This is a genomic window from Halorubrum salsamenti (assembly GCF_007671685.1).
GTDB lineage: Archaea > Halobacteriota > Halobacteria > Halobacteriales > Haloferacaceae > Halorubrum > Halorubrum salsamenti.
Window position 1 is genome coordinate 472,928 of record NZ_VCNL01000002.1, and the last position, 22,474, is coordinate 495,401.

Genomic DNA, 22,474 nt, shown 5'->3' on the forward strand with positions numbered 1-22,474 from the left:
GAACGCCGTCACCGTCTCTACCAGACGCGCCCATCGCCCGCTTCCGATTTCACATAATCGGTATCGGTTACGATCGCGGCAGAAGCTATATCCGACATCGGCCCATCGGTGTGTCCATGTCGATACATCGACGACGATTCGTCGCCGCGCTCGGTGCAGGTGCAGTCGCGAGTACAGCCGGCTGCACGCAGCTGGGGATCGGCGGCAGCGACGACCAGGCCGCCGTGGCCGGCGAGACGCTCACGCTCACGACGACGACGAGCACCTACGACACGGGGCTGCTCGACGAGATCCACACCGACTTCGAGGAGATGTACGGCGTCACCGTCGACGCCGTCGCCCAGGGGACCGGCGCGGCCTTGGAGTCGGCCCGCAACGGCGACTCTGACGTGGTGATGGTCCACGCCCGCGGGCTCGAAGACGAGTTCCTGCGCAACGGGTACGGGGTCAACCGCCGCGACCTGATGTTCAACGACTTCGTCATCGTCGGGCCGGAGAGCGACCCGGCGGGGATCCAGGGGATGGACTCGGCGACGGAGGCGCTGACGGCCATCGCCGACGCGGGGGCGACGTTCGTCTCTCGCGGCGACAACTCCGGGACGCACACGAAGGAACTCAATCTCTGGGAGGCCGCGGGCACCGAGCCCGGCGGCGACTGGTACCAGGAGACCGGCACCGGGATGGGCGAGGCGCTGAACGTCGCCAACCAGCAGGGGGCGTACACGCTCTCGGACCGCGGGACGTTCATCTCCCAGCGCTCCGAGGTCGATCTCACGATCCTCGTGCAGGGACCCATCGAGGACGGGCCGGAGATCCTCGCGAACCCCTACGGGATCATGGTCGTCAATCCCGGCGTCCACGAGAACGCCAACTACGACCTCGGGATGGCGTACATCGGCTGGATCACCAGTCCGGGCGTCCAGAGCTCGATCTCGGAGTACCAGGTGAACGGGGAACAGCTGTTCTTCCCCGAAGCGGTCTCGGAGGACCCCGACTTCCAGCAGTACGTTCCGGAGGGTTGGAGTAGCGACGGCTCGGACGCGTAAGCGTGCCAGTCGACTCGGCCGTCCAACTGGTGCCGGCACTCCTCGACCTCCCGTTCAGGGAGGGGTACGTCCGGAGCATCATCGTCGTCTCGCTGTACGTGAGCGTCCTCGCGGTGACGCTGAGCACGCTCGTCAGCGTCCCGGTCGCGGTCCTGTTGGGTTTCGCCGACTTCCCCGGCAAGCGGTTCGTCAAGTCGGTGATCAACACGGGGATGGGGTTCCCGAGCGTCGTCGTCGGCCTCGTCGTCCTGTTCGCGGTCTCAAACCAGGGACCCCTGGGATCGCTCAATCTCATCTTCACCAAGGAGGCGATGATCATGTCCCAGTTCGTGCTCGCGACGCCGCCGATCACGGCGATCAGCCTCGCCGCGATCACGGGGGTCGACGACGGCGTCCGCGACGCCGCGCGCGTCCTCGGCGGGACGCGGCTCGACGTCGCGCTCGTCGTGTTGAAGGAGGCGCGGTACGGGATCGCGACTGCGATACTGGCCGGGTTCGGCCGCGCGATCAGCGAGGTCGGCTCCGTGCTCATCGTCGGCGGCAACATCACCAGCGCGGACGGCATCTCGAAGACGCGAACCCTCACCACCGCGATCCAACTGGAGGCCAGACAGGGGCAGTACCAGACCGCGATGGTGCTCGGCGCGGTGCTCGTCGCGCTCGTGTTGACGGTCAACGCGGTCGTCGTCCGCTTCGGCGACCGGGGGGTCCAGAGCTGATGCTCCGGGTCGCGAACGCCTCGCGGTCGTACGGCGACGAGACCGTGCTCCGGAACCTCTCCATCGAGGTCGGGTCGGGAGAGGTCGTGGCCGTCATCGGCCCCTCCGGCGTCGGCAAGACGACGCTGCTCCGACTGCTCGCGCTCTCGCTCGAACCGGACGAGGGCACCGTCGCGCTCGACGGCACCGACGCGTGGGCTGTCGACGCCGCCGAACGTCGGGCGCTCCGGCGTCGGGTCGGGATGGTGTTTCAGGAGGCGAGCCTCTTCGACGCGTCCGTCGCTCGAAACGTGGAGTACGGGCTCCGCGTCCGCCGGTCGTGGCGCGACCGGCTCCACGACGAGGTCGCCGGGCTCGTCCGGTCCAACGGGGTCGCCGACGCCGTCCACGAAGCGCTCGACGTGGTCGGGTTGACCCAGAAGGTGGTACAGCAGGCCGACTCGCTGTCCGGCGGCGAGGCCCAGCGGGTGTCGTTCGCCCGCGCGCTGGCGTACGAACCTGACGTCCTCCTCCTCGACGAGCCGACCTCCGACCTCGATCCGCGCAACACCGCGGTCATCGAGGACGCGATCGGCGAGGCGCGAGACCGCGGGATCGGCGTCGTCGCCGCCACGCACGACATGCATCAGGCCGAGCGGGTCGCGGACAGGGTCGCGGTGCTGCTCGACGACGGGATCACGGAGATCGGGCCGACGGAACGGATCTTCGAGGACCCCTCGGACGAGCGCACTCGGAAGTTCATCTCGGGCGAGCTGGTGTACTGACGCGTACTGGGAGTATGTATCGCAGATCGATCGGGTAGTCGTTTATAAATGAACGAGTGGTGTTGCTATCAGCTGTTTATACGTGATCGATGGGTTTGCGGTGAACACTTCCAAAGCCCCAGTCGCGAGGACGGCGCACGCTCGCTGTGCTCCTCAGTCGCTCACTTCGTTCGCTCCTTGCGGTGTCGCCGGCGGCTTCGCCGCCGGCTTTCCGTGGCGCGTAGCGCCACGCTACTTACGTCGCCTGCGCCGTCCTCGCGACTGCTCCTTTGAGTCCACCCGACCAACCGCACCGCCTCACGCCTCCCCAGCCTCGTCGGCGGCTTCGCCGCCGGCTGTCAGAGGGACCTTCGGTCCCTCACTCCTCGCGGTCGCCAGTGGCGGCCGCTCGGAGGCGCGCGCCACCGCACAGTTTATTTATAAGCGATCTCGCTGTCGATCATCAGTTCTCCAGCGCCTCGATGTCGTCGAGTATCTCGACCGCGTGGTCCTCGGGGGAGACGCCCTCGTAGGCGAGCGCGACCGTCCCGTCAGCGTCGAGGACGTACGTGTTCCGGAACACGCCGTCGAAGGTGTTGCCGAACATCTGCTTCTCTCCGTAGGAGTCGTACGCGCTCGCGACCTCGCCGTCGGGGTCCGAAAGCAGCGTGAACGGGAGGTCGTACTCCTCGGCGAACGGTTCGAGGTCCTCGACGGGGTCGTCGCTGACCCCGACGACCGCGACGTCGGCGCCCTCGAAGGCGTCCCACTCGTCGCGGAAGCCGCAGGCCTCGGTCGTACAGCCCGGCGTGTCGGCCCGGGGGTAGAAGTAGACGACCGTGTAACGCGCCGCGGACGGGTCGACGGTGACGGTGGCTCCGTGCTGGTCAGACAGCGTGATCTCGGGTGCGGGATCGCCCGGTTCGAGCATACGTCCCGTGGTTTCGCCCCGGTATTAGGACGTTCGGTCCGGTTCTTTTTTACCCGCCACTGTCATGGAGCCGGTATCGATGGAGTGGCAACCGACGCCGTACACGGCACCGTTGCTCGTGGCGGCGCTCGCGTCGTTCTCCTTCGCCGTGTACGCCGTCAGAAACCGGGCCCGGAAGGAGACGCCGCTCGTGCGGAGCTTCGTCGCGGTCACCGTCGCCAGCGGGGTCTGGTCGCTGGCGTACGCGGCGCAGCTGTCGGCGGCGACGCTCGAGGCGACCCTGTTGTGGAACCGCCTCGTCTGGGTCGGGATCGCGGCGCTCGCCGTCGCCTGGCCCGCGTTCGTGTTCGCGTACGTCGGCTGGATGTCGTGGCTCAGACCCCGTCGGTTCGTCCTCCTCTGTCTCGTTCCCGCGGCCGCCGTCGGCGGAGTTCTCGCTCTCGGCGCCGACCCGCTCTTTTACACGTCTCCGTCGCTGGACGGCGCGAACGGGTACCTCGTTACGGAGTATCTGCCGACGCCGGCGCTCATCGGCTTCATGACGTACAGCTACGCGGTGAACCTGTTCACCTTCGGTGTGCTCGGCTACGCCGCACTCGTCCGGGACGGCGTGTTCCGGCGGCAGGCCGTGCTTCTGCTCGCCGCCGGCCTCGCGCCGATGACCGTCGGTGTCGTCGGGGTTGCGGGATTTCTCGGTCCCGTGTTCGTCGACCTCACGCCGGTCACGTTCGCGGCCACTTCAGGCCTACTTGGTTGGGTCGTGTTTCGACACCGACTCCTCGACCTCTCACCGGTCGCCCGCGACGCGGTGTTCTCGAACCTCTCGGACGGGGTCGTGGTCGTCGACGCCGACGGTCGCGTCGTCGATTTGAATCAGCCGGCACGCCGGCTGTTCCCGTCCGCGGCGGTCGGCCGTGACGTCGAGACGGCGTTCGAGGACGTGCCGGCCGTAGCCGATCTCGCGTCGTCGACCGGGACCGCCAGCGGGAAGCGTTCCGACCGCGGTGCCGGGCCGGAACCGGACGGCGATCTCAGGGTGACCCTCAACGGGGACTCCGCCCCCCGCTTCCTGACCGTCGCCGCCCACTCGATCGCCACCGCGGGGATCGGATACGAGAGCGGTAGTGAGACGGCGGGAGGGACCGTCCTCCTGTTCCGCGACGTCACCGAGCGCGAGACGCTCCAGCGGCGCTATCGGGCGCTCATCGAGAAGTCGCCGAACGTCATCGCCGTCTGTGGAACCGACGGGCTGCTCCGGTACGTGAGCCCGTCGATAGAGCGGCTGCTCGGTCACTCGCCCGCGGCGATCGAGGGGCGGCCGGTGATCGATCTCGTCCACCCCGACGACCAGCGGGAGGCGCAGCGCGCGTTCGAGCAGGCCTTCGAGACCGACGAACAGCAGTCGCTCGACCATCGGATCGCGCACGCCGACGGGAACTGGCGCCGGTTCGAGACGACGGTCGAGCGCCTGTTTAAGGACACCGAGGAGGTGGTGATAACCGCCACCGACGTGACCGAGAGCCGGCGGTACGAACAGCGGCTCCAAGTACTCAACCGGGTCCTCAGACACGATCTGAAAAACGACACGAACGTCATCGGTGGGTACGCGGACCTCCTGCGTGACCACATCGACGACGAGGGGGGCGAGTACCTCGACGTCATCGACCGGAAGGTCGAGACGCTGACGCATCTCAGCGACCAGGCCCGCGAGATCGATGTCGCGCTCCACAGCGACGGAGCGCGCGCGGAGATCGACCTGTCGGCGCTGGTCGCGCGGCTCTGCGACTCGCTCGCGTCGTCGTTCCCGGAGGCGACGGTGACGGTGTCGACGCCGGACGCGGCGGTGGTGTGCGCGGACGAGCTGTTGGAGTCCGCGGTCCGGAACGTGTTGGAGAACGCGGTCGTCCACAACGACGCGGACCAGCCGATCGTCGAGGCGGCCGTCGACCCGGACGACGGCGGCTACCGGATCGCCGTCGCGGACAACGGCCCGGGGATCCCGCCGGTCGAGCGGAGCGTGTTCTCGGAGACCAGAGAGACCGCGCTCGAACACGCGAGCGGGTTGGGCCTCTGGCTCGTCCACTGGATCGTCACCGAGTCCGGCGGGGATCTGGAGATCCACACGCGCGAGCCGACGGGGACGCTGATCACGATGTGGCTCCCGACGCCCGACGGCGACGCTGCGGAGGGGGAGGAGGAGGAATCAGAAGAGGGGGAAGAGGCGTCTGAGTCCGCGGATCCGGAAGGGCCCGAGGGGGCGGTCGCGGGCGCCGAGACGGAGACGAAGGCGGACGACGGTCCGAGATCCGATCGCGACCCGGCCGCCGGCGGGGTCCCGTCGGCCGACCGCGACCCCGCGCCGTGACCGCGCGCCACGACCGCGCGCTGTGGCCCGCCTCCCGACCCGTTGCGGGCCCGCGAACTCCCTCCGCAACCTCTTTGCGGTCGGTCGCCGAACTCGATGACATGAGCCACGGATCCCTGGACGACGACGCGATCGAGAGCTACCGGGAGGCCGGTGCGGTGTTGGTCGAGGCGATGAACGAGGCCCGCGAGATGGTCGAGCCGGGGCGGACACACCTCGAGGTCGCCGAGTGGACGGAGGACTTCATCCGCGAGCGGGACGCGGGGCTCGCGTTCCCCGTCAACATCAGCGTCGACCCCGAGGCGTCCCACGCCACACCGGGGCGCGACGACGAGGTCGAGTTCGGCGAGGAGATGGTGTGTCTCGACGTCGGAGTCCACGTCGACGGCTACATCGCCGACGCCGCGGTCACGGTCGACCACACGGGGACCCCCGAGCTGGTCGAGGCCGCCGAGATGGCCTTGGAAGCCGCGGTCGACGAGGCCGGACCGGGCGTCGAGGTCGGCGTCGTCGGTCAGGCGATCGAGGACGTGATCCGCGGGTACGGCTACACGCCCGTCCTGAACCTCTCCGGGCACGGGGTCGAGCGCTACGACGCGCACACGGGACCGACGGTGCCGAACCGGGGCGTCGACCGCTCGGTCGAGCTGGAGCCGGGGCAGGCGGTCGCCATCGAGCCGTTCGCCACCGACGGCCGCGGGAAGGTCGGCGAGGGGACAGAAGAGGAGATCTTCGAGCGGACGGGCTCCGCGAGCGTCCGCGACCGCCGCGCGCGGCGGGCCCTCGAGGAGATCGAGGCGTTCGACGACCTCCCGTTCGCGGCGCGGTGGCTGGAGGGCGACCGCGTGGAGATGGCCCTCCGTCGGCTGAAGCAGGCGAACGCGGTGAAGGGGTACCCCGTCCTGAAGGAGGCAGACGACGCCTTGGTGAGCCAGGCGGAACACACCCTGCTCGTCACCGATGACGGCGTCGAGGTGACGACCGCGGGCATCCACGGCTTCGACGACTGATGGACCGGATCTACGCGCCGTGGCGGATCGAGTGGGTCGAGCGCGACTCCGACCCGATCGACGGCTGCCCGTTCTGCGTCCTGCCGGAGCGCGAGGACGCCCGTGAGGCACGGGTCGTCGCCCGCAGCGAGCGCAACTACGTCCTGTTGAACAACGCCCCGTACAATCCGGGTCACGCCATGGTGATCCCGAACGAGCACCGCGAGGACCCGACCGACCTCGACGACGCGATCCTCCTCGATCACGCGAAGCTGAAGGCGGCGACGCTCGCGGCGTTGCGATACGACGTGGACCCCGACGGAGTGAACACCGGACAGAACCTCGGCGCCTCGGCGGCCGGCGGCTCGATCGACCACCTCCACACCCACGTGGTCCCGCGGTGGGACGGCGACACGAACTTCATGCCCGTCACGGGGGACACGAAGGTGATCGTGGAGGCGATCGACCGCACCTACGAGCACCTCCACGCCGGCTTCGCCGCCGGCGACGACGTGGTCGACTCGGGCGACGCAGAGGCCGGCGAGGCGGTCAGGCTCGACTTCGATGTCTGAAGCGACAGCGACGATCGCTTATAAATAAACTGTGCGGAGGCGCGCGTGCGAGGGAGTCGGCCGACCGGAGCGAAGCGACGGGAGGCCGACGAGGCTGGGGAGGCGTGAGGTGCGGTTTCGGTCGCGACTGGGGCTTTGGGGATGTTCACCGTCGAGCCATTGATCGCTGATAAACAGCCGCCAGCGACACCATTCTATTACCTACAAACAATCACCGAGACGACCTGATACACGTACTCCCGCCAGCGATCGGGAGGTACCCTTCGGCGATCGGCTCGACGACCAGTTTAAAACAGCCCGCCGACCCGCGAGAGGAGCCGCGGCACCTCGTCGGCGATCGCGTGCCGCTTGAGGAGGCCGAACCCGACGACGATGACGGCGAAGCCGGCGACCGTCAGCGGCGTCACGGGCTCGGCGAGCAAGAGCGCGCCAGTCACCGTCGCCACCACGGGAACGACGTAGGAGACGAGGTTGATCTCGAAGGGCCCCAGCCGGTCGAGCAGCGTGAAGTAGATGACGTACGCGACCGCCGAGGCCAGCACGCCGAGGAACAGCAGCGCGCCGAGCGCCGGGAGCGCGGTCGACGGGAGCCGCTGCGGCTCGCCGAGCCCGAGGCTGAATCCGTGGATCAACAGCGCGCCGAACAGCATCGCCCACCCGGTGAGCGAAACGCTTGAAAAGCTCGTCTCCACGGTGCGGAGCCCGACGCTGCCGACCGCGACCGCGATCACGCCGATCGAGATGATTCCGACGCCGATCGTGACGCCGCCGGCGAGGTTCGCGGGGTCTGGCTGGGCGACGAGCCCGACGCCCACGAACGCGAGCACCACGCCGAGCGCACCCCGGGCGTCGAGGTCCGAGCCGCCGATCCAGACGGCCGCGACCGCTGCGGTCGCGATGGGGACGAGGCTGTAGGTGATCGAAGCGATCCCGCTCGTCGTGTACTGCTGACCGACGAACAGCAGGGAGTTGTTGGCGGCGACGGAGAGGCCGCCGCTGAACCCGATCGCGGCCAGATCACCGCGGGTCCGCGGGACCGACTCGCTCTCGGTGAGGAGAACGTACGACACGAGCACCAGCGCCGCCAGATCGAACCGATAGGCGGCGTACAGCACGGGCGGGTAGTAGTCGAGCCCGACTTCGATCGCGACGAAGGAACCGCCCCAAAGCAGCGCGAGCGCGAAGAAGAGGGCGATATCTCGGTACCTGGACACGAACGGAGAGACGGCTTTAGAGTGTAAAGCGGTGTCCGTTTCGCCTCAGTAGCCGCGGACGATCAGGTAGTCCGCGAGGTCCGCTAACAGCTCTCGGGACCCGCTCTCGGGGAGGATTTCGAGGTGTTCCTTCGACCGCTCCGTGAGGTCCTCGGCCGTCTCGCGGGCGTACGCGATCGAGCCGACCTCTTCGAGGGCCGCCACCGCCTCGTCGATGGCCTCCTCGGTCACCTCGGCGGGGGTGTCGGCGTCGACCAGCCCGTCCACGTCGACGCCCTGCTGCCGGGCGTGGAGGGTGATCAGCGTCTCCTTCCCCTCGACGAGGTCGGAGCCGCGCTGCTTGCCCAGATCCTCGGAGGGGACGGTCAGATCGAGCACGTCGTCCTGGATCTGGAACGCCCGCCCCGAGTCGATCCCGTACTGGTAGAGGGCGTCGACGACCTCGTCGTCCGCGCCGAGCAGGACGGCGGGCGTCGCGGCCGAGGCGCCGTAGAGGACGGCGGTCTTCAGCTCGACCATCTCCAGGTACTCGTCCGGGAGGATGTCGTCGCGCGACTCGAAGGCGACGTCGAGCGCCTGTCCCTCGCAGATCTGGGTGCAGGTGGACGCGAGCATCCGCATCGCCTCCAGCCCGTTGGCCGGGTCGGAGCCCGTCTCCGTCATAAACTCGAACGCCTTCGAGTAGAGCGTGTCGCCGGCGAGGATGGCGGTCGAGGTGTCGTACTGCTCGTGGACGGCCGGGACGCCCCGCCGCAGGTCGTCCTCGTCCATGATGTCGTCGTGGATCAGCGTGAACGACTGGATCACCTCGATCGCGACCGCGGCGCGCATCACGTCGACGGTGTTGCCGTCGAGGGCCGCGAACTCGCGGAAGTCGGCGGCCAGCGGATCGGTACCGGTCACCGCCTCCGCGGCCAGCGTCGTCACCGTCGGCCGGAGCCGCTTGCCGCCGGCTTCGAGGATGTACCGCGCCGCCTCGTAGAGCCGCTCCGGGTGCTGTACCGGCAGCTCCTCGTCGATAGCGGCGTTGACGAGGTCACGCCGCTCGCGGATGGCTTCCAGCACCCGCGCCTCCTTCGTCTCGCTCGTCATTCGACGAGCTGGATAACGCTCCCGTTCTGCGTGACGTGCACGTCACGTCCGAGCTTGTACCCCTGCGACTTCGCGAGGTCGACGTACGGCGAACGACCCTTCAGCGTCTGGTGACCGGGGATAAGGTGCTGGGGCTGGAGCGCGTCCAGCATCTCGTAGTGGCCCTCCTCGCGGAGGTGGCCGGAGACGTGGATGTCGTCGTAGAGACGCGCGCCCTGCATCCGGAGGAGCTGTTCGGACTGGTACCGCTGCCCCTCGTTGGTCGGCTCCGGAATGATGCTCGCGCTGAAGACGACCTTGTCGCCGTTCTCGATTTCGTACGGGGTCTCGCCGCGGCCCATGCGGGTGAGCATCGCGCGCGGCTCGCCTTGGTGGCCCGTCACGATCGGGAGGAAGTTGCCCTTCCCCTCCTTCATGATCCGCTTGAACGCGCGGTCGACCGACTTCCGGTGGCCGTACATGCCGACGTCGCCCTGGAAGTCGACGAAGTCGAGCCGTTCCGCGGTGCCCGAGTACTTCTCCATCGAGCGACCGAGCAGGACCGGCTGGCGGCCGATCTCTCGGGCGTACTCGACGAGGGTCTTCACGCGGGCGATGTGGGAGGAGAACGTCGTGGCGACGATTCCGCCCGAGTAGTCCTCCATCGACGTCAGCGTGTCCTCGACGTGCTTCTTGGCGTACGACTCGGAGGGCGTTCGGCCCTTCCGGCCGGCGTTCGTACAGTCCTCGATGTAACAGAGGACGCCCTCGTCCTGACGGCCGATCTCGCGGAACCGGTCCATGTCGATCGGGTCGCCGATGACGGGGTCGTGGTCCAGTCGCTTGTCGAGCCCGTAGACGACGGCGCCCTCGGGCGTGTGGAGGACCGGGTTGATCGCGTCGATGATCGAGTGGGTGACGTTGACGAACTCCATCTCGACCTGCTCGGAGTCGCCGATGGCCATCGTGCCGCCCGCCTTCATCTTCACGAGGTCGTTGTCGACCTGGAACTTCCCCTCGTCGTCGATCTGCTGTTTGACCAGCTCGATCGTGTACGGGGAGCCGACGATGGGCGCGTCGTACCGGTGCGCGAGCTTCGGGATGCCCGCGATGTGGTCGAGGTGACCGTGCGTGGGAACGATCGCCTGGACGTCGCCCTCCAGCTCGCTCATGACGCGGTCGTCCGGGATCGCGCCCATGTCGATCAGGTCGAGGCTGTGCATGCTCTCGGTCTCCACGTTGTCGTGGATGAGGACCTTACTGAGGTTCAGGCCCATGTCGAAGATGACGATGTCGTCGCCCGCTCGGACCGCCGTCATCTGTCGACCGACCTCTTCGTAACCGCCGAGTGTCGCAATTTCTATTTCCATGGTTTGTGGGTTCGAACACTGTGATGGGCGTCCATCACTGAAACCCCGCAAGGAGCCGTCAGCGCTACGTTCGTCCGCGCGTCGTTGAGGCCCCGCTACGGCCGAGCCGACGTCGACTCACCGTGTCCCGCGGGAGTGTGGTATCCGGAGGTACAGCGGCCCGTCTTAAAAACACCCGGGTTCGAGCGCGTTCTCGACCGATCGCCGTCGACCGCCGCAACTCATTTCGGTCCGCTGGTCGAACCGCCGCCGATGGCAGATCTCCCCCGCCGCCGAGCCCTCCTCGCGGCCGCGTCAGGGATCGCCGCCCTGGCGGGCTGCTCCGGCCGCGACTCCGCGTCGAACAGCTATCCGAGCAGGAACCGACCGATCGACGACTACGAACTCGAAAAAGCCCGTGACGAAACCGGCAGCGTCCTGTTCACGCAGAGCGACACCCTCCCGTCGCCGCCGTCCGACGAACGAGCGCCGCAGCGTCGCCACGGCCGACGCGTGCTGACGGGGGAGTCGAGCCTCTCGGAGCTCACCTTCGCCGAGACGACCCCGGCGGAGACGCTCCGGTCGTTCTGCGCCGCGACCGACTTCGACGCGGCGTCGGTGTACCTGCTCGCGACGCCCGTCGACGCCTGTCGGGAGGTCCGGTTCCGGTCGGTGTCCGTCGAGCGCGACGAGCTCGCGGACGGCGACCTCCACACCCACGCCGACTTCTGTCAGACCTACCGCCCGGCGGGCGTCGACTGCGACCTCGACGAGACCCACACAGTCGGCTTCGCGATCCGAATTCCCGTGGCGGCCGACCGGTCGACCGGCGCCGGGCGCGGCATGTCCGGCTCCTGTCGGACGCCGTCCGGGCGCCCGGAGGCGTTCAACGGCTCCGTGACGGCACCGATCGGGGGCGACGACGCGTGACGCCGCGTCGGACCTCTCGCCGCCGGTTCCTCGCGGGGTTCGGCGCGGTCGGAACGGCCGCGCTCGCCGGCTGTTCGAGTCTCCCGTTCGGAGACGACTCCCGCGCGGAACAGCCCGCGGTGTCGCTGGCGACGGACGACGTCGGGTCGGTCGCGTGGCCGGCGTCGCCGTTCCCGGTTCCGATACCCGGGTCGCTCGCGGCCGCTCACGAGGCGCGCGTCCGCGACCTACTTGCGGAAGTGCCGACCGAACCGTCGATCCCGAACGAGGCGGTCGCCGCGGACCTCGCGAGCGACCGGGAGCGCGCGGCGGCGGGGGTCGACCGCGCGGTCGACGATCCGTGGCCCGTCGACGCCCTGGCGGCGTGGCGGCGGCGTCGAGAGCGCGCCGCGACCGTCCGCGGCGCGTACCGGGCCGCGACCGGCGGCGGCGATCCCGCGACCGCGGCGGAACGTCGCCAGACGGTGCGCGCAGACCTGCGGGCGTTCGAGGCCGACGTGACGTACCGCGCGCGGTCGCCGCGAGAGGCGGTGCTGGCGTACGGGCCGGTCGAGTCCCTGCTCGCCGACTGCGAGCGACGCGTCCGCCCGACGCCGCCGTACCCGGAGGACCCGGTGGCCGATCCGTTTCGGGCCGGCGAGGCCGTCGGACGAGTCGAGACCGCGCGGGCGACGCTCGACGACGCGGCGGGACTGCGAGAGGCGTACCTCGCCGAACGCCCGGAGGCGACCGCTCAGTGGGCCTCCGTGGCCGCGGCGGCCGAAGACCTCGAGGGGTCCGCGCGTCGGACCCGGGGGGTCGTTCGCGAGGCGCTCGGCGACGGTCCGTCCGGCGACGACGTTCAAGGAACCGTCGCGCGGGAGCTGTTCCGCGAGACCGAGTGGATCGTCGAATCGCAGATCGACGACGTCGAGCGGGCGATGGACGTCGGGGAGTACGCGACTGCCGTGGTCGCTTCCGGGAGAGCGCTGGCGGCGACCGAGGCGCACCGGGCGGCGGGCGAGGCCATCCGCGAGGGCGGGTATCGAGAGCCCGTCACGGCGGAGTCAGTGCGGACGGCCGCGGACCGCGCGCGTGCCGCCGTCGCCGATATCGGCGAGGCCGAAGCGACGCGACTGGCCGCGGCGATCGGGCGTCCAGCCCTCGAACGAGTCCGGTACGCGATCGACCTCGTCGACGAGGGATACGGGAGCGTCGTGCGCGTTCGGGCGCTCCTGACCCACGCCGTCCTGCTTGCACGGGCGGCCCCGGAGGCGGCGGCGTTCGTCGACGAGCGACTCCGATGAGCGCCGCTCCGCGCGTGCGTCGTCCCGGTATTTTTATTAGTACGACGGGCGGCGATACGGACAATGAGTGGACGACCCCTCGACGTGCTCGAAGCGTCGCTCGAGGAGCCGGTGACGGTTCACCTGAAGGACGGAACGACCTACTACGGCATCCTCGCCGGCTACGACCAACACATGAACGTCGTCATCGAGCCCGAGTCCGACGTGAGCGATCGCGTCGACGACGACCTCGAAGGCGAGTTCGCGGTCGCGATCGAAGACACAACGATTATACGCGGCGATAACGTCGTCACCATCAAAGCATGACCGGCTCCGGAACGCCCTCTCAGGGGAAGAAGAACAAGACGGTTCACGTGAAGTGCCGCCGCTGCGGCGAGAAATCCTACCACGTCAAGAAGGAGCGCTGCTCCTCGTGCGGCTTCGGCGACTCCGCCTCCCGCCGCGACTACGCCTGGCAGTCGAAGTCCGGCGACAACTGACGACCGCGCTCTCTCTTTCGACGCTTTCGTTTCTCACCCCCTCAGTCGCTGCGCCGGTTCCGATCGGCCGTGAGCGCTTCCGATTCCCCGACGCGACCGCCGGGAGCCCAACCGTTAACGCTCGGGACCGACGACGGCGAGTGTGAACCTCTCGATCGTCGATCTCTCTCCGGTCCCCGCGGGCGGGACCGCCGCCGACGCGTACGCGAACACGGTCGCGGCCGCGGAGCAGGCCGAGCGGCTGGGTTACTCGCGGTTCTGGGTCGCCGAGCACCACGGGATGGGTGCCCATCTCGCCGGGACGACTCCGGAGGTGCTGCTCGGCCGTCTCGCGGGCGCTACCGAACGGATCCGGATCGGCTCCGGCGCCGTTCTACTCAACCACTACAGCCCGTATAAGGTCGCGGAGGCGTTCGGCACGCTCGACGGGCTCGCGCCGGGACGGATCGACGCCGGCCTCGGGCGGGCGAACGGCTCGCCGGCCTCGGACCGCGCGCTCGGCACGGACCGGCGCGTCGAGAACCCCGACGAGGACCACGAGGAGCGCATCCGCGCGGTCGTGAGCCACTTATACGACGACTTCCCCGACGACCATCCGTACGCCGACCTGACGGTCCCGCGCTCCGGTGCGGAGCCGCCGGTCCCGTGGGTGCTCGGCTCTAGCCCGTCGAGCGCGGCGATCGCGGGCAAGCTCGGTGCCCGGTTCTGTTTCGCGGCGTTCATCCGCCCGAACCTCGCCGAGCGCGCCTTCGAGACCTACCGCGAGCAGTTCGAGCCCGCGGAGATCGGGGACGGCCTCGAGGAGCCGTACGGGATGATCGCGGTCAACGCGGTCGCCGCCGAGACGGACGCGGCCGCGGCGCGGCGTCGCGCGCCCGCGGAGGCGACCTTCAAGCGGATGCAGCGCGGCGTTGTGGGTGCGACCCCCTCGGTCGAGGAGTCGATCGCGGAGCTCGGCGGCGCCCCCGAGCCGACGCCAGCGACGCTCGACGCCGGCGAGTGGCCGCGGGCGATCTCCGGGAGTCCGGAGACGATCGAAGGCCTGCTCGAACAGCTCGCGGACCGGGTCGGCGCCGACGAGATGATGATCCAGCACACGGTGCCCGACCACGAGGACGCGCTGGAGTCCCACGCGCAGTTGGCGGAGGCGGTCGGGCTGGAGGGCGTCGAGTCGGAGGGCGTCTGACCGAAAGAACGGGTTGGAGGAAAGCGGGTTGGAGGGCGTCGATCGCTCAGGAGGGGGTCGACCGTTCTCCCGTCGTCGATGTCCCCGTCACCCGACCTGCGGCGGGTTCCAGAACAGCCCGTCGACCATCGGCAGGCAGCCGGCGACCGCGGCGACCGCGGTGGCGGCCGGCCACGCGTCGAACGCCGCCGCCCCGAGCGCGTAGCCGGCGGCGAACAGCAGCGGCATACAGGCGAGTATCAGGTCCGCCCGCGAGAGTCCCTCGGGCAGATCGACGCCCCGGTCCTCGGCGGTTCGGGTCACTCCATGTACCCCAAGTCCCGGAGCTTCTGGCCGATCCGGCGGGCCTCCGCCTCGCTGATCTCGTCGTCCGACTCCATCTCCTGAACGACCACGTGTTTCACGAACTCCTTGACCGAGCCGAACGGCTCGTCCTCGATGTACTCCTCGACGTCCGAGACGAACTCCTTGCGCAGCGAGATAGTGGTGTAGTCGCTCATTGACTCGGGTGACTCGCCCCGCCTTGAAAAATCTAATTACATGTAATTACACGTCGTACCCGCCGCGAGCGACTCCTCCCCCGGACCGTCGACCATAGACGCCGATATCCGGCGGGAGCAGCTAACGACACCCGGAGAATCGGCGCTTTCGAAACCCCCAACGGGAGATGCGGTATTTAAACGGTCGTGAACGGCGGCGACGATCGCTTATAAAATACGACCGCGGTTGGCGCGTGCCTGCGAGCGCCCCGTGGGCGCGAGTCAGCACGCGCGAGGTCGCCGGCGCTACGCGCCGGCTGCCAGAGGGACCTTCGGTCCCTCGCTGGAGTCGGCTCGGCGCTGATCAGCGCCGAGCCGACGAGGCTGGGGAGGCGTGAGGCTGCTGTGCGGTTGCGGGCGGCTGGGGCTTTGGAGGTGTCCACCGCAGACCCGTCGATCACTTATAAACAACCGACGGCAAACCCGCAGTCCTACTTATAAACGAACACACCACCACACTGAAAGACGTACTCCCGCTATCGATCGGGAAGCAGCGTTCAGCGGTCAGCCGTTCCGGCTCCCTATTCCACGCGCTCCCGGGCGGCCGCGATCAGCATCGGCAGCATGACGGTCGCGTCGCCGTGGACGGAGGCGTTGCGCGCGTCCTTCTCCAGTTTCCCCCACGACCGGGCCTCCTCGAGGCTGGCGCCGGAGAGCCCGCCGGTCGCCTCGGGGTCCATCGTGATCTGGACCGCGTAGTCGTAGGCGCGGGGCGTGACGAGCATCGTCTGGAGCGTGAAGTTCTTCGGGACGCCGCCGCCGACGAGCAGGCAGCCGGCGTCGTCGGCGTCGAACGCGAGGTCGGTCAGCGCCGTCATGTCGTCCAAGGCGTCGAGCGTGAAGTCGGCGGTCTGGGTGTACATCCACGCCTGTAGCCCGAGCACGGAGTCCTGCACTGCGGGGCAGTAGACGGGCACGTCGCACTCGTAGGCCGCGGCGGCGACGCCGGGGTCCTCGGGCACGTCGTCGCGCTCGTTGACCGCGGCGTTGGCGCGGCCGAGCTCGCGCGTGAGGTCGGCGATGCCGACGACGCCGTCGTTCGCGTCGTCCCCTCCGTCCGGATCGGCCTCCAACTCCGGGAACACCTCCTCGCGCAGGTGGCCTTCGAACGCGGCGAAGTGCTCCTGCGGGAGGTAGACGTTGTAGATGCGGTCGACGCCCTCGTCGCGGAGCCCCTCGTCGTGCTCGCGGGGTGTCTTCTCGGGGTCGTGGGTCCGACCGTGGTGGTGTTTCCCGCCGATGGCCTCGATGGAGTCGTGGGTGAGGTTCGCGCCCGTCGTCACCAGGGCGTCGACGTAGCCGTCGCGGATGAGGTCGGAGACGATCCGACGCATCCCCGCGGGCACCATCGCGCCCGCCAGCGAGAGGAACACGGTGCAGTCGTCGTTCGCGAACATCTCCGCGAGCACGTCGCCCGCCTCGTTGACCGACGCCGCGCCGATCCCCGCGTCGCCGTACCCCTCGACCAGCTGCCCGACGGTCATGTCGGCTGTCGAGCGGGTGTGCCCGATCGGGTCCTCGCGGAACTCCTCGCGCGGCGGGTCGCCGCCGGCGTCTTCCGGTTCGTCGTGGCCGCCGTCGGCGGCGGATTCACGGTCCTCGCTCCCACCGTCGTCGTCGCAATCGCTCATGACGAGAGATGCGACTCGCGACCGTTTGAAACGACCGATCCTCTCGGCCGTTGATCGATCCTCTCGACCCCGCCTACCGCCCGACGGCGCCCCCGCTCACGGGCGGGAACAGCGCCAGCTCGTCGCCCGCGTCGAGCGTCGTGTCCATCCCGCCGTCGCGGCGGACGTTCTGGCCGTTCCGAAGGACGTTGATGTGGTCGGCGACCTCGCCGTCGGCGATCACCCGGTCGCGGAGGTCCGGGTGGGCCTCCAACAGCGCGTCAAGCGCGTCGCCGACGGTGTCGCCCGGCTCCGCCGCCACGTCGATCTCACGCCCGCCGGCGATCTCCGCGAGGTCGGCGAACAGCTTCCACTCCATACGCGGATCCCCGCGCGGGCGACTCAAGAGCGTTGCGCCCGATCGGCGTCGTCCGGAGTATCGGTGTCGTCGGTGTCGGCGGCGGCGTCATCGGCGTCATCGGTGTCGGTGTCGACGTCATCGGCGTCATCGGTGTCGGCGACGGCGTCATCGACGTCGTCTGAGATGCCGATCTCGTCGCTTCCGTCCGTCGGTTCCCCTCCGGTTCCCGCCGCGGCGGCCGTCTCGAACCGACGGATCGCGTCCGGGCGGCCGACGAGGTACACGAGGTCGCCGGCGCCGAACGCGTACGCGCGTGTCGGGATCGGCTGGACGGCCCCGTCCATTGGCCGCACCGCGGCGACGACGGTGTCGACGTCGCCGACGGTGCTCCCGTCGAGGTCGCTTCCCGCCTGGACGGTCACGGACGCCATCGTCTCGTCCGCGTTCCGCAGCAGGGAGGCGAACTCCCGTTCCGCCTGCGGCTCTGCGGGGAGCGTCACTATCCGATATCCGCCCTCGTCGGTCAGGCGCTCGGCGTCCGACTCGTCGAGCGCGACCGTGACGGCGTCGCCGGCCACCCCGCGTAACTCCCCGGTCGCGACGCGCTTCGGCTCCGGATCGTCCCGCCACAGCTGGACCGTGTCGCCGACCGTAGCGTTGTTCGGCGGGTCGGCCGCGACCGCGACCGCCGCCGACCCCGGCGCGAGCGTCGGGCCGAGTCCGGCGGCGCGAGAGCCGACCGCGAAGTACTCGACCGTCCCGTCGGCGTCGATGTCGATGTCGACGTAGCCGACGCCGTACTCCTCTTTGAGACGGGAGACGAGCCGATCTCGGAGGTCCTCCTCGGAGAGCTTCCGCGGGAAGAGCAGTGTCGTATCCGCGAGTTCCGCCTTCTTCTCCGGCGAGACGGGATCGTACGTGTCCATATCGCCGATATCGTCAGCCGATGGGATCGTCACCGCCGTGAACCGACCCACCGCGCGCACGACGCCACTCAGCTCGCCTTCGAGCTGTTTGGCCCCGGAGAGCGCGAACACGTCGACCGCGAGCCGGTCGCCCACGTACCGGCCGACGGGTGCCATCACCGCCGCGACCCCGAGCGAGACGAGGTTGAAGAACACGCTCTCGGGCGCTAAAAGCGCCGGGTTGTCCCCGACCGCGACCGACCCCAGCGAGGTCGTGTTGAGGTACAGCGCGACGACGGCGACGCCAAGCAGACCGGTCACCCCTTCGGGTATCTCCGTGCGGAAGTACCAACGGTAGGCCAGCGACGCGCTCCCCGCGACAAGCACGGCGAGGACGGCGAACGTAACGAGAGTGACCGCCGCCTGTCGCGGTCGAGCGAACCCGACGTCGACGGCAGCGACGACCGCAGCGGCGACCGTGGCGTCCGCACCCGCGGCGACGGCCTCCGAGCCGTCGAGCGCGACGAGCGCGGCGGTCACGCGGCCACCTCCTCGAATCGGTCGAGCGCGTCGCGGCTCCCGACGACGAACAGCTCGTCGTCCGCCGACAGCGGCTGCGCCCCGGCTGGCGCGATCGTCCACGACTCGTGACGCGCCGCGAGGACGGTGACATCGTACGCCTCGCGGACCTCGGCCTCGCTGATGGTGTGCCCGTCCAACGGCCCGCCGGCGACGACCGAGACCTTCCGGAACCGCTTACCGGTACGCCGTAACAGCGCCGTAAGCTCGTACTCGCGGCGGGTTCCCCGCGACAGCACCAGTACGCGCCCCCGGTCGGCGCGCAGGAGTTCCGTCGCCTCGGAGCGGGTGACGGCGACCGTCACCCGTCCCTCGCCGCCGGTCGTCGTGGGAGCGGTCGCCGCCGGGGGAGACGCGACGGTTGCCTCTCCGCCGTCGGTTCGGAGGTCGTCGTCCGGTTCCGGACCGTCGCCGGCGGCGGAGGCGGGTGCGGTCGCCGCGCCGGCCCCCGCTTCCGGCGTTCCGCTCGACCGGGCGGCGAGTACGGCTCCCTCGACGGCGAGATCCGGTGTGATAACGCGTACGAGGTCTCCCCGGGCGATCCCCGTCGGAACGAGCGCCGACACCGATACCGCGCGCTTCCCGGCCGGCACCCGCTTCGAGAGCGCTCCGGTCGGCGGCGCGGCCGCCACCGTCGCGCGCGCTTGCTCGTCGATCCGGACCGCCACGTCGGCCAGATCGAGTTCGGTCTGTAACCGCTCCGCGAATCGGTCCTCCAGCTCCGTGAGCGGGAGGTCGGCCGGGAACGTCCAGTCGCCGTCGAGGATCGCCCGGCGGGTCTCGGCCGGCAGCGGCGGGTACCCTTCCATGTCGGTCACCTCGCCGGCCACCTCGACGGAGACCCGGCCCCGGCCGCCGACGAGTTCGATCACGTCGGTCGAGAGCGTCCGGTCGCGGAGCTGCTTGAGCGAGATCCGCTTCGGGACGCTGGCGCCGAGCCGGTCCCCCTGCGCGTGGGCGTACATCGAGAGCATCAACACGACGATGATCGCCGTGAGGATCGCCGGCGCGCGCTCCGACGACCGGATCGTCTCGTCGTTGAGCGCGAGCAGTCCGCCGTTGACGCCGGCGATCGCGAGCGACAACACGACCACCCCGAGCCCGGGGATCGTCACGTCGGTGACGTACTTAAACACGAACCCGAGGACCCCGGCCACCAGCGCGGGGACGATCCCGGTGATGACGCCGAGGTAGATCCCGAAGACGATCTCGACCGGCAGTGACATACGCCCCTCAATCGGCGGCGCGGTTAAACGTGTGTCGACGCCGCGGGCGTCTCCGACCGTCTGCTAACACCTCTCGGGGACGCCGTTGACCTCGCTCGCGGGGTTTAAGTTCGCCGTCGGCGACCACCTCCCATGGAGCTGACCCGTGATTGGGTGACCGTCCGAGCGTCCATTCTCCTGACGTTCGCGGTCGCGGTGCTGTCGATCCTCGCCGGGCTCGCCCAGATCGGCGGGCTCGGGGTCGACGGGCCGCTCTCCCCGCACGTCCCCGCGGTCGTCCGCCAGACCGTCGGATTCACCGGGACGATCACCGGGTTCGCGATGTTCGGGAGCGGCTTCGCGCTGCGGAACGGCTACCGGGTCGGCTGGTACTCCACGGCGATCCTGCTCCCGCTGACCGCCCTCCAAGGACTGATGCAGGCGTCGGTGCTGTCGTTCCCGCTGGTGGCGCTGTCGATCGTGTCGATGCCGGCGCTCGCGTACAACCGCGGGCGTTTCGACAGGGACTTCACCCCGTCGCCGACGCAGCTCGCGGCGGGCGCGGCGCTCGTGACCGCCATCTCGTACGGGACGGTCGGGTCGTACGCCCTCCGCGACCAGTTCGAGGGCATCGAGACGATCGTCGACGCGTTCTACTTCACCGTCGTCACCGCCTCCACGGTCGGCTACGGGGACGTGACGCCGCAGACCGGTGCGGCCGCCGACATCGCCCAGCTGTTCGTGCTCTCCTCGCTCGTGATGAACGTCGCCGCGTTCGCGGTGGCACTCGGGGTCCTCCTCACGCCCGCCATCGAAGCGCAGCTCTCCAAGGCGCTCGGAAAAATGACTGACAGACAGATCGACCTCCTCGACGACCACGTCCTCGTGCTCGGCTACGGGGACCTGACCGAACCGATCCTCGAAGAACTCGACGCCCGAGACGGGACCGAGTACGCGGTCGTGACCACCGACGAGAGCGCCGCGAGACGGCTCGCCGACCGCGACGTGCCGGTATTCACCGCGGACCCGAGCGACGTCGACCCGCTCGAACGGGTCAACATCCTCGGCGCCCGCGCGGTCGTCGTCGCGACGAACGACGACGCGCGCGACGCGCTCGCGATCCTCACCGCCAGACAGCTCAACCCCGACGTGCGTATCGTCGCGGCGGTGACCCAGCGCGAGAACGTCAACAAGCTCCGCCGTGCCGGCGCGGATCAGGTCATCTCGCCCGCGACGCTCGGCGGCCACATTCTCATCGACTGCGCGTTCGGCGCGGACAGCGAAGACGCGACGACCGACCTCCTCGGCGACGCGATCGACGACGTGGGAGATCTCGACGACGCGGCCGACTGACCGCGCCCTACCGTCGTTACCGCCCCTCAGCGACTCCGCCGACCTTTCGTCTGCCGGTAATCCCGACTCAACACGTTCTCTCGCATGTGCTCTCGAAACGCGTCGGCCTCGGCGTCGGTCATCTCGGCCGGCTCCTTCATCGGCACCAGCTCGAAGCCCCGCCCCCGGATCGTCGTCGCGTGCTCGGCGTCGACGTCGAAGGAATCCGGACGTCGGGTAGTGTACGCGACCGCGAGTTCGCGGAGGGTTCGCTCGCCGACGGGAACGATGATCTGGGGGTTTATCATCCGGATCTCGGCGTTGAGGAACGGCTCACACGTCTCGATCTCTCGATCGGTCGGCTCGCGGTCGGGATGACGGCAGCGCGTTAAGTTCGTGAAAAACACATTCTGTACGTCGGGCTCCGCCGCGTCCGGCGCAGACCGGACGAACCCGAGATCGGCGAAGATCGACTGCACCCGCTCGCCTTCGCCCGTACCGGTGAAGGGGACGCCGTTGGTCTCGGCGGGAGCGCTGGGACGTGCGCCGACGACAAGGAACTCGCCACCCACGTCGCCGTAGCCGTGGACGACGCGGTCGCGGGCGCCGCACAGCTCGGGACAGTTCTCGCAGTCCGTATCCATCCCGAACGGGTTCCGGAGCTTGTTCTGATTCGCGTCCACGACCTCACTGCGTTCCGCGGGCTGGTAAACGCTCCGCTGGCGGGATCGGCGGTCGTCAAGAACAGCCCGGCCAGACCGTTAGTTCAGCGCGTAGGTGTCGCCGTCGCAGTCGACCATACCCTCCTTTCGGAGGGTCTTCAGGATGCTGTACAGCGAGAGCTTCTTCATGCCCAGCGAGTCGCCCATCTCCGAGACGGTCGCGTCGCCGTTCGTCGTCAGGTACAGGTACACGAGCTTCGCGCGGGGAGACTGCAGCTCCGGCGGCAACGCCGGCGCCGCGGTGCGTGCGGTCTGTGTCTCTAACATCTTGTCAGATCCATTCGCTTCGACGATAATAAACCCCCCATTCAACGATCGTCGAAATGACGCTGACGGCTGAG

24 protein-coding genes are annotated in these 22,474 nt (G+C 69.2%); 12 read left to right on the forward strand and 12 right to left on the reverse strand.

Annotation, left to right across the window (positions count from 1 at the left end; genetic code table 11):
• The first annotated feature begins 116 nt into the window (after positions 1 to 116).
• From FGL94_RS06865 to FGL94_RS06875, 3 genes are read left to right on the forward strand one after another with little or no spacing between them, the layout of a single operon-like run.
• Positions 117 to 1,046, forward strand: a complete 930-nt coding sequence (locus FGL94_RS06865; protein ID WP_144922549.1) for a substrate-binding domain-containing protein — start codon at positions 117 to 119, stop codon at positions 1,044 to 1,046.
• A gap of 2 nt (positions 1,047 to 1,048) precedes the next feature.
• Complete coding sequence (locus FGL94_RS06870; RefSeq protein ID WP_144922552.1) at positions 1,049 to 1,765, forward strand: ABC transporter permease; 717 nt, start codon at positions 1,049 to 1,051, stop codon at positions 1,763 to 1,765.
• The gene (locus tag FGL94_RS06875) at positions 1,765 to 2,529 is read left to right on the forward strand and encodes an ABC transporter ATP-binding protein (protein ID WP_144922555.1); all 765 of its coding nucleotides are present in this window, start codon (positions 1,765 to 1,767) and stop codon (positions 2,527 to 2,529) included. Before FGL94_RS06870 ends, FGL94_RS06875 begins: the two co-directional genes overlap by 1 nt.
• Positions 2,530 to 2,971: 442 nt before the next feature.
• Here FGL94_RS06875 and bcp read toward each other — a convergent pair whose 3' ends face one another.
• Positions 2,972 to 3,439, reverse strand: a complete 468-nt coding sequence (bcp, locus tag FGL94_RS06880) for a thioredoxin-dependent thiol peroxidase (protein ID WP_144922558.1) — start codon at positions 3,437 to 3,439, stop codon at positions 2,972 to 2,974.
• A gap of 79 nt (positions 3,440 to 3,518) precedes the next feature.
• On the opposite strand from bcp, the gene FGL94_RS06885 reads away from it, so the two are divergent.
• From FGL94_RS06885 to FGL94_RS06895, 3 genes are all read left to right on the forward strand, one after another.
• A complete protein-coding gene (locus FGL94_RS06885) occupies positions 3,519 to 5,804 on the forward strand; it encodes a histidine kinase N-terminal 7TM domain-containing protein (RefSeq protein ID WP_144922561.1) in 2,286 nt (761 codons plus the stop codon).
• Between the two features lie 101 nt (positions 5,805 to 5,905).
• Positions 5,906 to 6,814, forward strand: coding sequence for a type II methionyl aminopeptidase (map, locus tag FGL94_RS06890; RefSeq protein WP_144922564.1), 909 nt, complete (start codon positions 5,906 to 5,908; stop codon positions 6,812 to 6,814).
• Positions 6,814 to 7,365 carry an HIT family protein gene (locus FGL94_RS06895; protein WP_144922567.1) on the forward strand — a complete coding sequence of 184 codons (552 nt, stop codon included), beginning with the start codon at positions 6,814 to 6,816 and terminating at the stop codon, positions 7,363 to 7,365. Before map ends, FGL94_RS06895 begins: the two co-directional genes overlap by 1 nt.
• Positions 7,366 to 7,652: 287 nt before the next feature.
• Here the strand turns inward: FGL94_RS06895 and FGL94_RS06900 are convergent, their stop codons facing one another.
• The 3 genes from FGL94_RS06900 to FGL94_RS06910 are packed head-to-tail and all read right to left on the reverse strand — an operon-like array spanning position 7,653 to position 11,020.
• Complete coding sequence (locus FGL94_RS06900) at positions 7,653 to 8,579, reverse strand: DMT family transporter (protein ID WP_144922570.1); 927 nt, start codon at positions 8,577 to 8,579, stop codon at positions 7,653 to 7,655.
• A gap of 45 nt (positions 8,580 to 8,624) precedes the next feature.
• Positions 8,625 to 9,671 carry a geranylfarnesyl diphosphate synthase gene (idsA3, locus tag FGL94_RS06905; RefSeq protein ID WP_144922574.1) on the reverse strand — a complete coding sequence of 349 codons (1,047 nt, stop codon included), beginning with the start codon at positions 9,669 to 9,671 and terminating at the stop codon, positions 8,625 to 8,627.
• Positions 9,668 to 11,020, reverse strand: coding sequence for a ribonuclease J (locus tag FGL94_RS06910; RefSeq protein ID WP_144922577.1), 1,353 nt, complete (start codon positions 11,018 to 11,020; stop codon positions 9,668 to 9,670). Before FGL94_RS06910 ends, idsA3 begins: the two co-directional genes overlap by 4 nt.
• Positions 11,021 to 11,272: 252 nt before the next feature.
• Between FGL94_RS06910 and FGL94_RS06915 the strand changes: the two genes are divergently transcribed.
• From FGL94_RS06915 to FGL94_RS06935, 5 genes are all read left to right on the forward strand, one after another.
• Positions 11,273 to 11,929: a hypothetical protein gene (locus tag FGL94_RS06915; protein WP_144922580.1), complete on the forward strand. Its 657-nt coding sequence runs from the start codon at positions 11,273 to 11,275 to the stop codon at positions 11,927 to 11,929.
• A complete protein-coding gene (locus FGL94_RS06920; RefSeq protein WP_144922583.1) occupies positions 11,926 to 13,215 on the forward strand; it encodes a hypothetical protein in 1,290 nt (429 codons plus the stop codon). Before FGL94_RS06915 ends, FGL94_RS06920 begins: the two co-directional genes overlap by 4 nt.
• Before the next feature lie 63 nt (positions 13,216 to 13,278).
• Positions 13,279 to 13,521, forward strand: a complete 243-nt coding sequence (locus FGL94_RS06925) for an LSM domain-containing protein (RefSeq protein WP_144922586.1) — start codon at positions 13,279 to 13,281, stop codon at positions 13,519 to 13,521.
• Positions 13,518 to 13,694: a 50S ribosomal protein L37e gene (locus FGL94_RS06930; RefSeq protein WP_049983101.1), complete on the forward strand. Its 177-nt coding sequence runs from the start codon at positions 13,518 to 13,520 to the stop codon at positions 13,692 to 13,694. Before FGL94_RS06925 ends, FGL94_RS06930 begins: the two co-directional genes overlap by 4 nt.
• Positions 13,695 to 13,836: 142 nt before the next feature.
• Positions 13,837 to 14,880: an LLM class flavin-dependent oxidoreductase gene (locus FGL94_RS06935; protein ID WP_144922589.1), complete on the forward strand. Its 1,044-nt coding sequence runs from the start codon at positions 13,837 to 13,839 to the stop codon at positions 14,878 to 14,880.
• Positions 14,881 to 14,967: 87 nt separating this feature from the next.
• Here FGL94_RS06935 and FGL94_RS06940 read toward each other — a convergent pair whose 3' ends face one another.
• The 6 genes from FGL94_RS06940 to FGL94_RS06965 form a co-directional block, all read right to left on the reverse strand.
• Complete coding sequence (locus tag FGL94_RS06940; RefSeq protein ID WP_144922592.1) at positions 14,968 to 15,183, reverse strand: hypothetical protein; 216 nt, start codon at positions 15,181 to 15,183, stop codon at positions 14,968 to 14,970.
• Entirely contained in the window at positions 15,180 to 15,380 is a 201-nt protein-coding gene (locus tag FGL94_RS06945; protein WP_144922595.1) for a hypothetical protein, read from the reverse strand. Before FGL94_RS06945 ends, FGL94_RS06940 begins: the two co-directional genes overlap by 4 nt.
• Positions 15,381 to 15,940: 560 nt before the next feature.
• Entirely contained in the window at positions 15,941 to 17,050 is a 1,110-nt protein-coding gene (locus tag FGL94_RS06950; RefSeq protein ID WP_144922598.1) for a deoxyhypusine synthase, read from the reverse strand.
• Between the two features lie 73 nt (positions 17,051 to 17,123).
• The gene (locus FGL94_RS06955) at positions 17,124 to 17,408 is read right to left on the reverse strand and encodes a ubiquitin-like small modifier protein 1 (RefSeq protein ID WP_144922601.1); all 285 of its coding nucleotides are present in this window, start codon (positions 17,406 to 17,408) and stop codon (positions 17,124 to 17,126) included.
• Between the two features lie 23 nt (positions 17,409 to 17,431).
• Positions 17,432 to 18,835, reverse strand: a complete 1,404-nt coding sequence (locus FGL94_RS06960; protein WP_144922604.1) for a cation:proton antiporter regulatory subunit — start codon at positions 18,833 to 18,835, stop codon at positions 17,432 to 17,434.
• Positions 18,832 to 20,100 (reverse strand): potassium channel family protein, encoded by a 1,269-nt coding sequence (locus tag FGL94_RS06965; protein ID WP_144922607.1) that lies wholly within the window; start codon positions 20,098 to 20,100, stop codon positions 18,832 to 18,834. Before FGL94_RS06965 ends, FGL94_RS06960 begins: the two co-directional genes overlap by 4 nt.
• 132 nt (positions 20,101 to 20,232) lie before the next feature.
• Between FGL94_RS06965 and FGL94_RS06970 the strand changes: the two genes are divergently transcribed.
• Positions 20,233 to 21,432, forward strand: a complete 1,200-nt coding sequence (locus FGL94_RS06970) for an NAD-binding protein (protein WP_144922611.1) — start codon at positions 20,233 to 20,235, stop codon at positions 21,430 to 21,432.
• Between the two features lie 26 nt (positions 21,433 to 21,458).
• Here the strand turns inward: FGL94_RS06970 and FGL94_RS06975 are convergent, their stop codons facing one another.
• Complete coding sequence (locus FGL94_RS06975) at positions 21,459 to 22,094, reverse strand: uracil-DNA glycosylase (protein ID WP_144922614.1); 636 nt, start codon at positions 22,092 to 22,094, stop codon at positions 21,459 to 21,461.
• Between the two features lie 78 nt (positions 22,095 to 22,172).
• Positions 22,173 to 22,400 carry a TrmB family transcriptional regulator gene (locus tag FGL94_RS06980; protein ID WP_050032533.1) on the reverse strand — a complete coding sequence of 76 codons (228 nt, stop codon included), beginning with the start codon at positions 22,398 to 22,400 and terminating at the stop codon, positions 22,173 to 22,175.
• Positions 22,401 to 22,474 lie beyond the last annotated feature (74 nt).

Coding starts and splice junctions, on each gene's coding strand:
- bcp (WP_144922558.1), bottom strand. CDS start 3,439: ATGCTCGAACCGGGCGATCCCGCACCCGAGATCACGCTGTCTGACCAG.
- FGL94_RS06925 (WP_144922586.1), top strand. CDS start 13,279: ATGAGTGGACGACCCCTCGACGTGCTCGAAGCGTCGCTCGAGGAGCCG.
- FGL94_RS06950 (WP_144922598.1), bottom strand. CDS start 17,050: ATGAGCGATTGCGACGACGACGGTGGGAGCGAGGACCGTGAATCCGCC.
- FGL94_RS06945 (WP_144922595.1), bottom strand. CDS start 15,380: ATGAGCGACTACACCACTATCTCGCTGCGCAAGGAGTTCGTCTCGGAC.
- FGL94_RS06910 (WP_144922577.1), bottom strand. CDS start 11,020: ATGGAAATAGAAATTGCGACACTCGGCGGTTACGAAGAGGTCGGTCGA.
- FGL94_RS06930 (WP_049983101.1), top strand. CDS start 13,518: ATGACCGGCTCCGGAACGCCCTCTCAGGGGAAGAAGAACAAGACGGTT.
- FGL94_RS06865 (WP_144922549.1), top strand. CDS start 117: ATGTCGATACATCGACGACGATTCGTCGCCGCGCTCGGTGCAGGTGCA.
- FGL94_RS06980 (WP_050032533.1), bottom strand. CDS start 22,400: ATGTTAGAGACACAGACCGCACGCACCGCGGCGCCGGCGTTGCCGCCG.
- FGL94_RS06970 (WP_144922611.1), top strand. CDS start 20,233: ATGGAGCTGACCCGTGATTGGGTGACCGTCCGAGCGTCCATTCTCCTG.
- FGL94_RS06965 (WP_144922607.1), bottom strand. CDS start 20,100: ATGTCACTGCCGGTCGAGATCGTCTTCGGGATCTACCTCGGCGTCATC.
- idsA3 (WP_144922574.1), bottom strand. CDS start 9,671: ATGACGAGCGAGACGAAGGAGGCGCGGGTGCTGGAAGCCATCCGCGAG.
- FGL94_RS06955 (WP_144922601.1), bottom strand. CDS start 17,408: ATGGAGTGGAAGCTGTTCGCCGACCTCGCGGAGATCGCCGGCGGGCGT.
- FGL94_RS06885 (WP_144922561.1), top strand. CDS start 3,519: ATGGAGTGGCAACCGACGCCGTACACGGCACCGTTGCTCGTGGCGGCG.
- FGL94_RS06895 (WP_144922567.1), top strand. CDS start 6,814: ATGGACCGGATCTACGCGCCGTGGCGGATCGAGTGGGTCGAGCGCGAC.
- map (WP_144922564.1), top strand. CDS start 5,906: ATGAGCCACGGATCCCTGGACGACGACGCGATCGAGAGCTACCGGGAG.
- FGL94_RS06915 (WP_144922580.1), top strand. CDS start 11,273: ATGGCAGATCTCCCCCGCCGCCGAGCCCTCCTCGCGGCCGCGTCAGGG.
- FGL94_RS06875 (WP_144922555.1), top strand. CDS start 1,765: ATGCTCCGGGTCGCGAACGCCTCGCGGTCGTACGGCGACGAGACCGTG.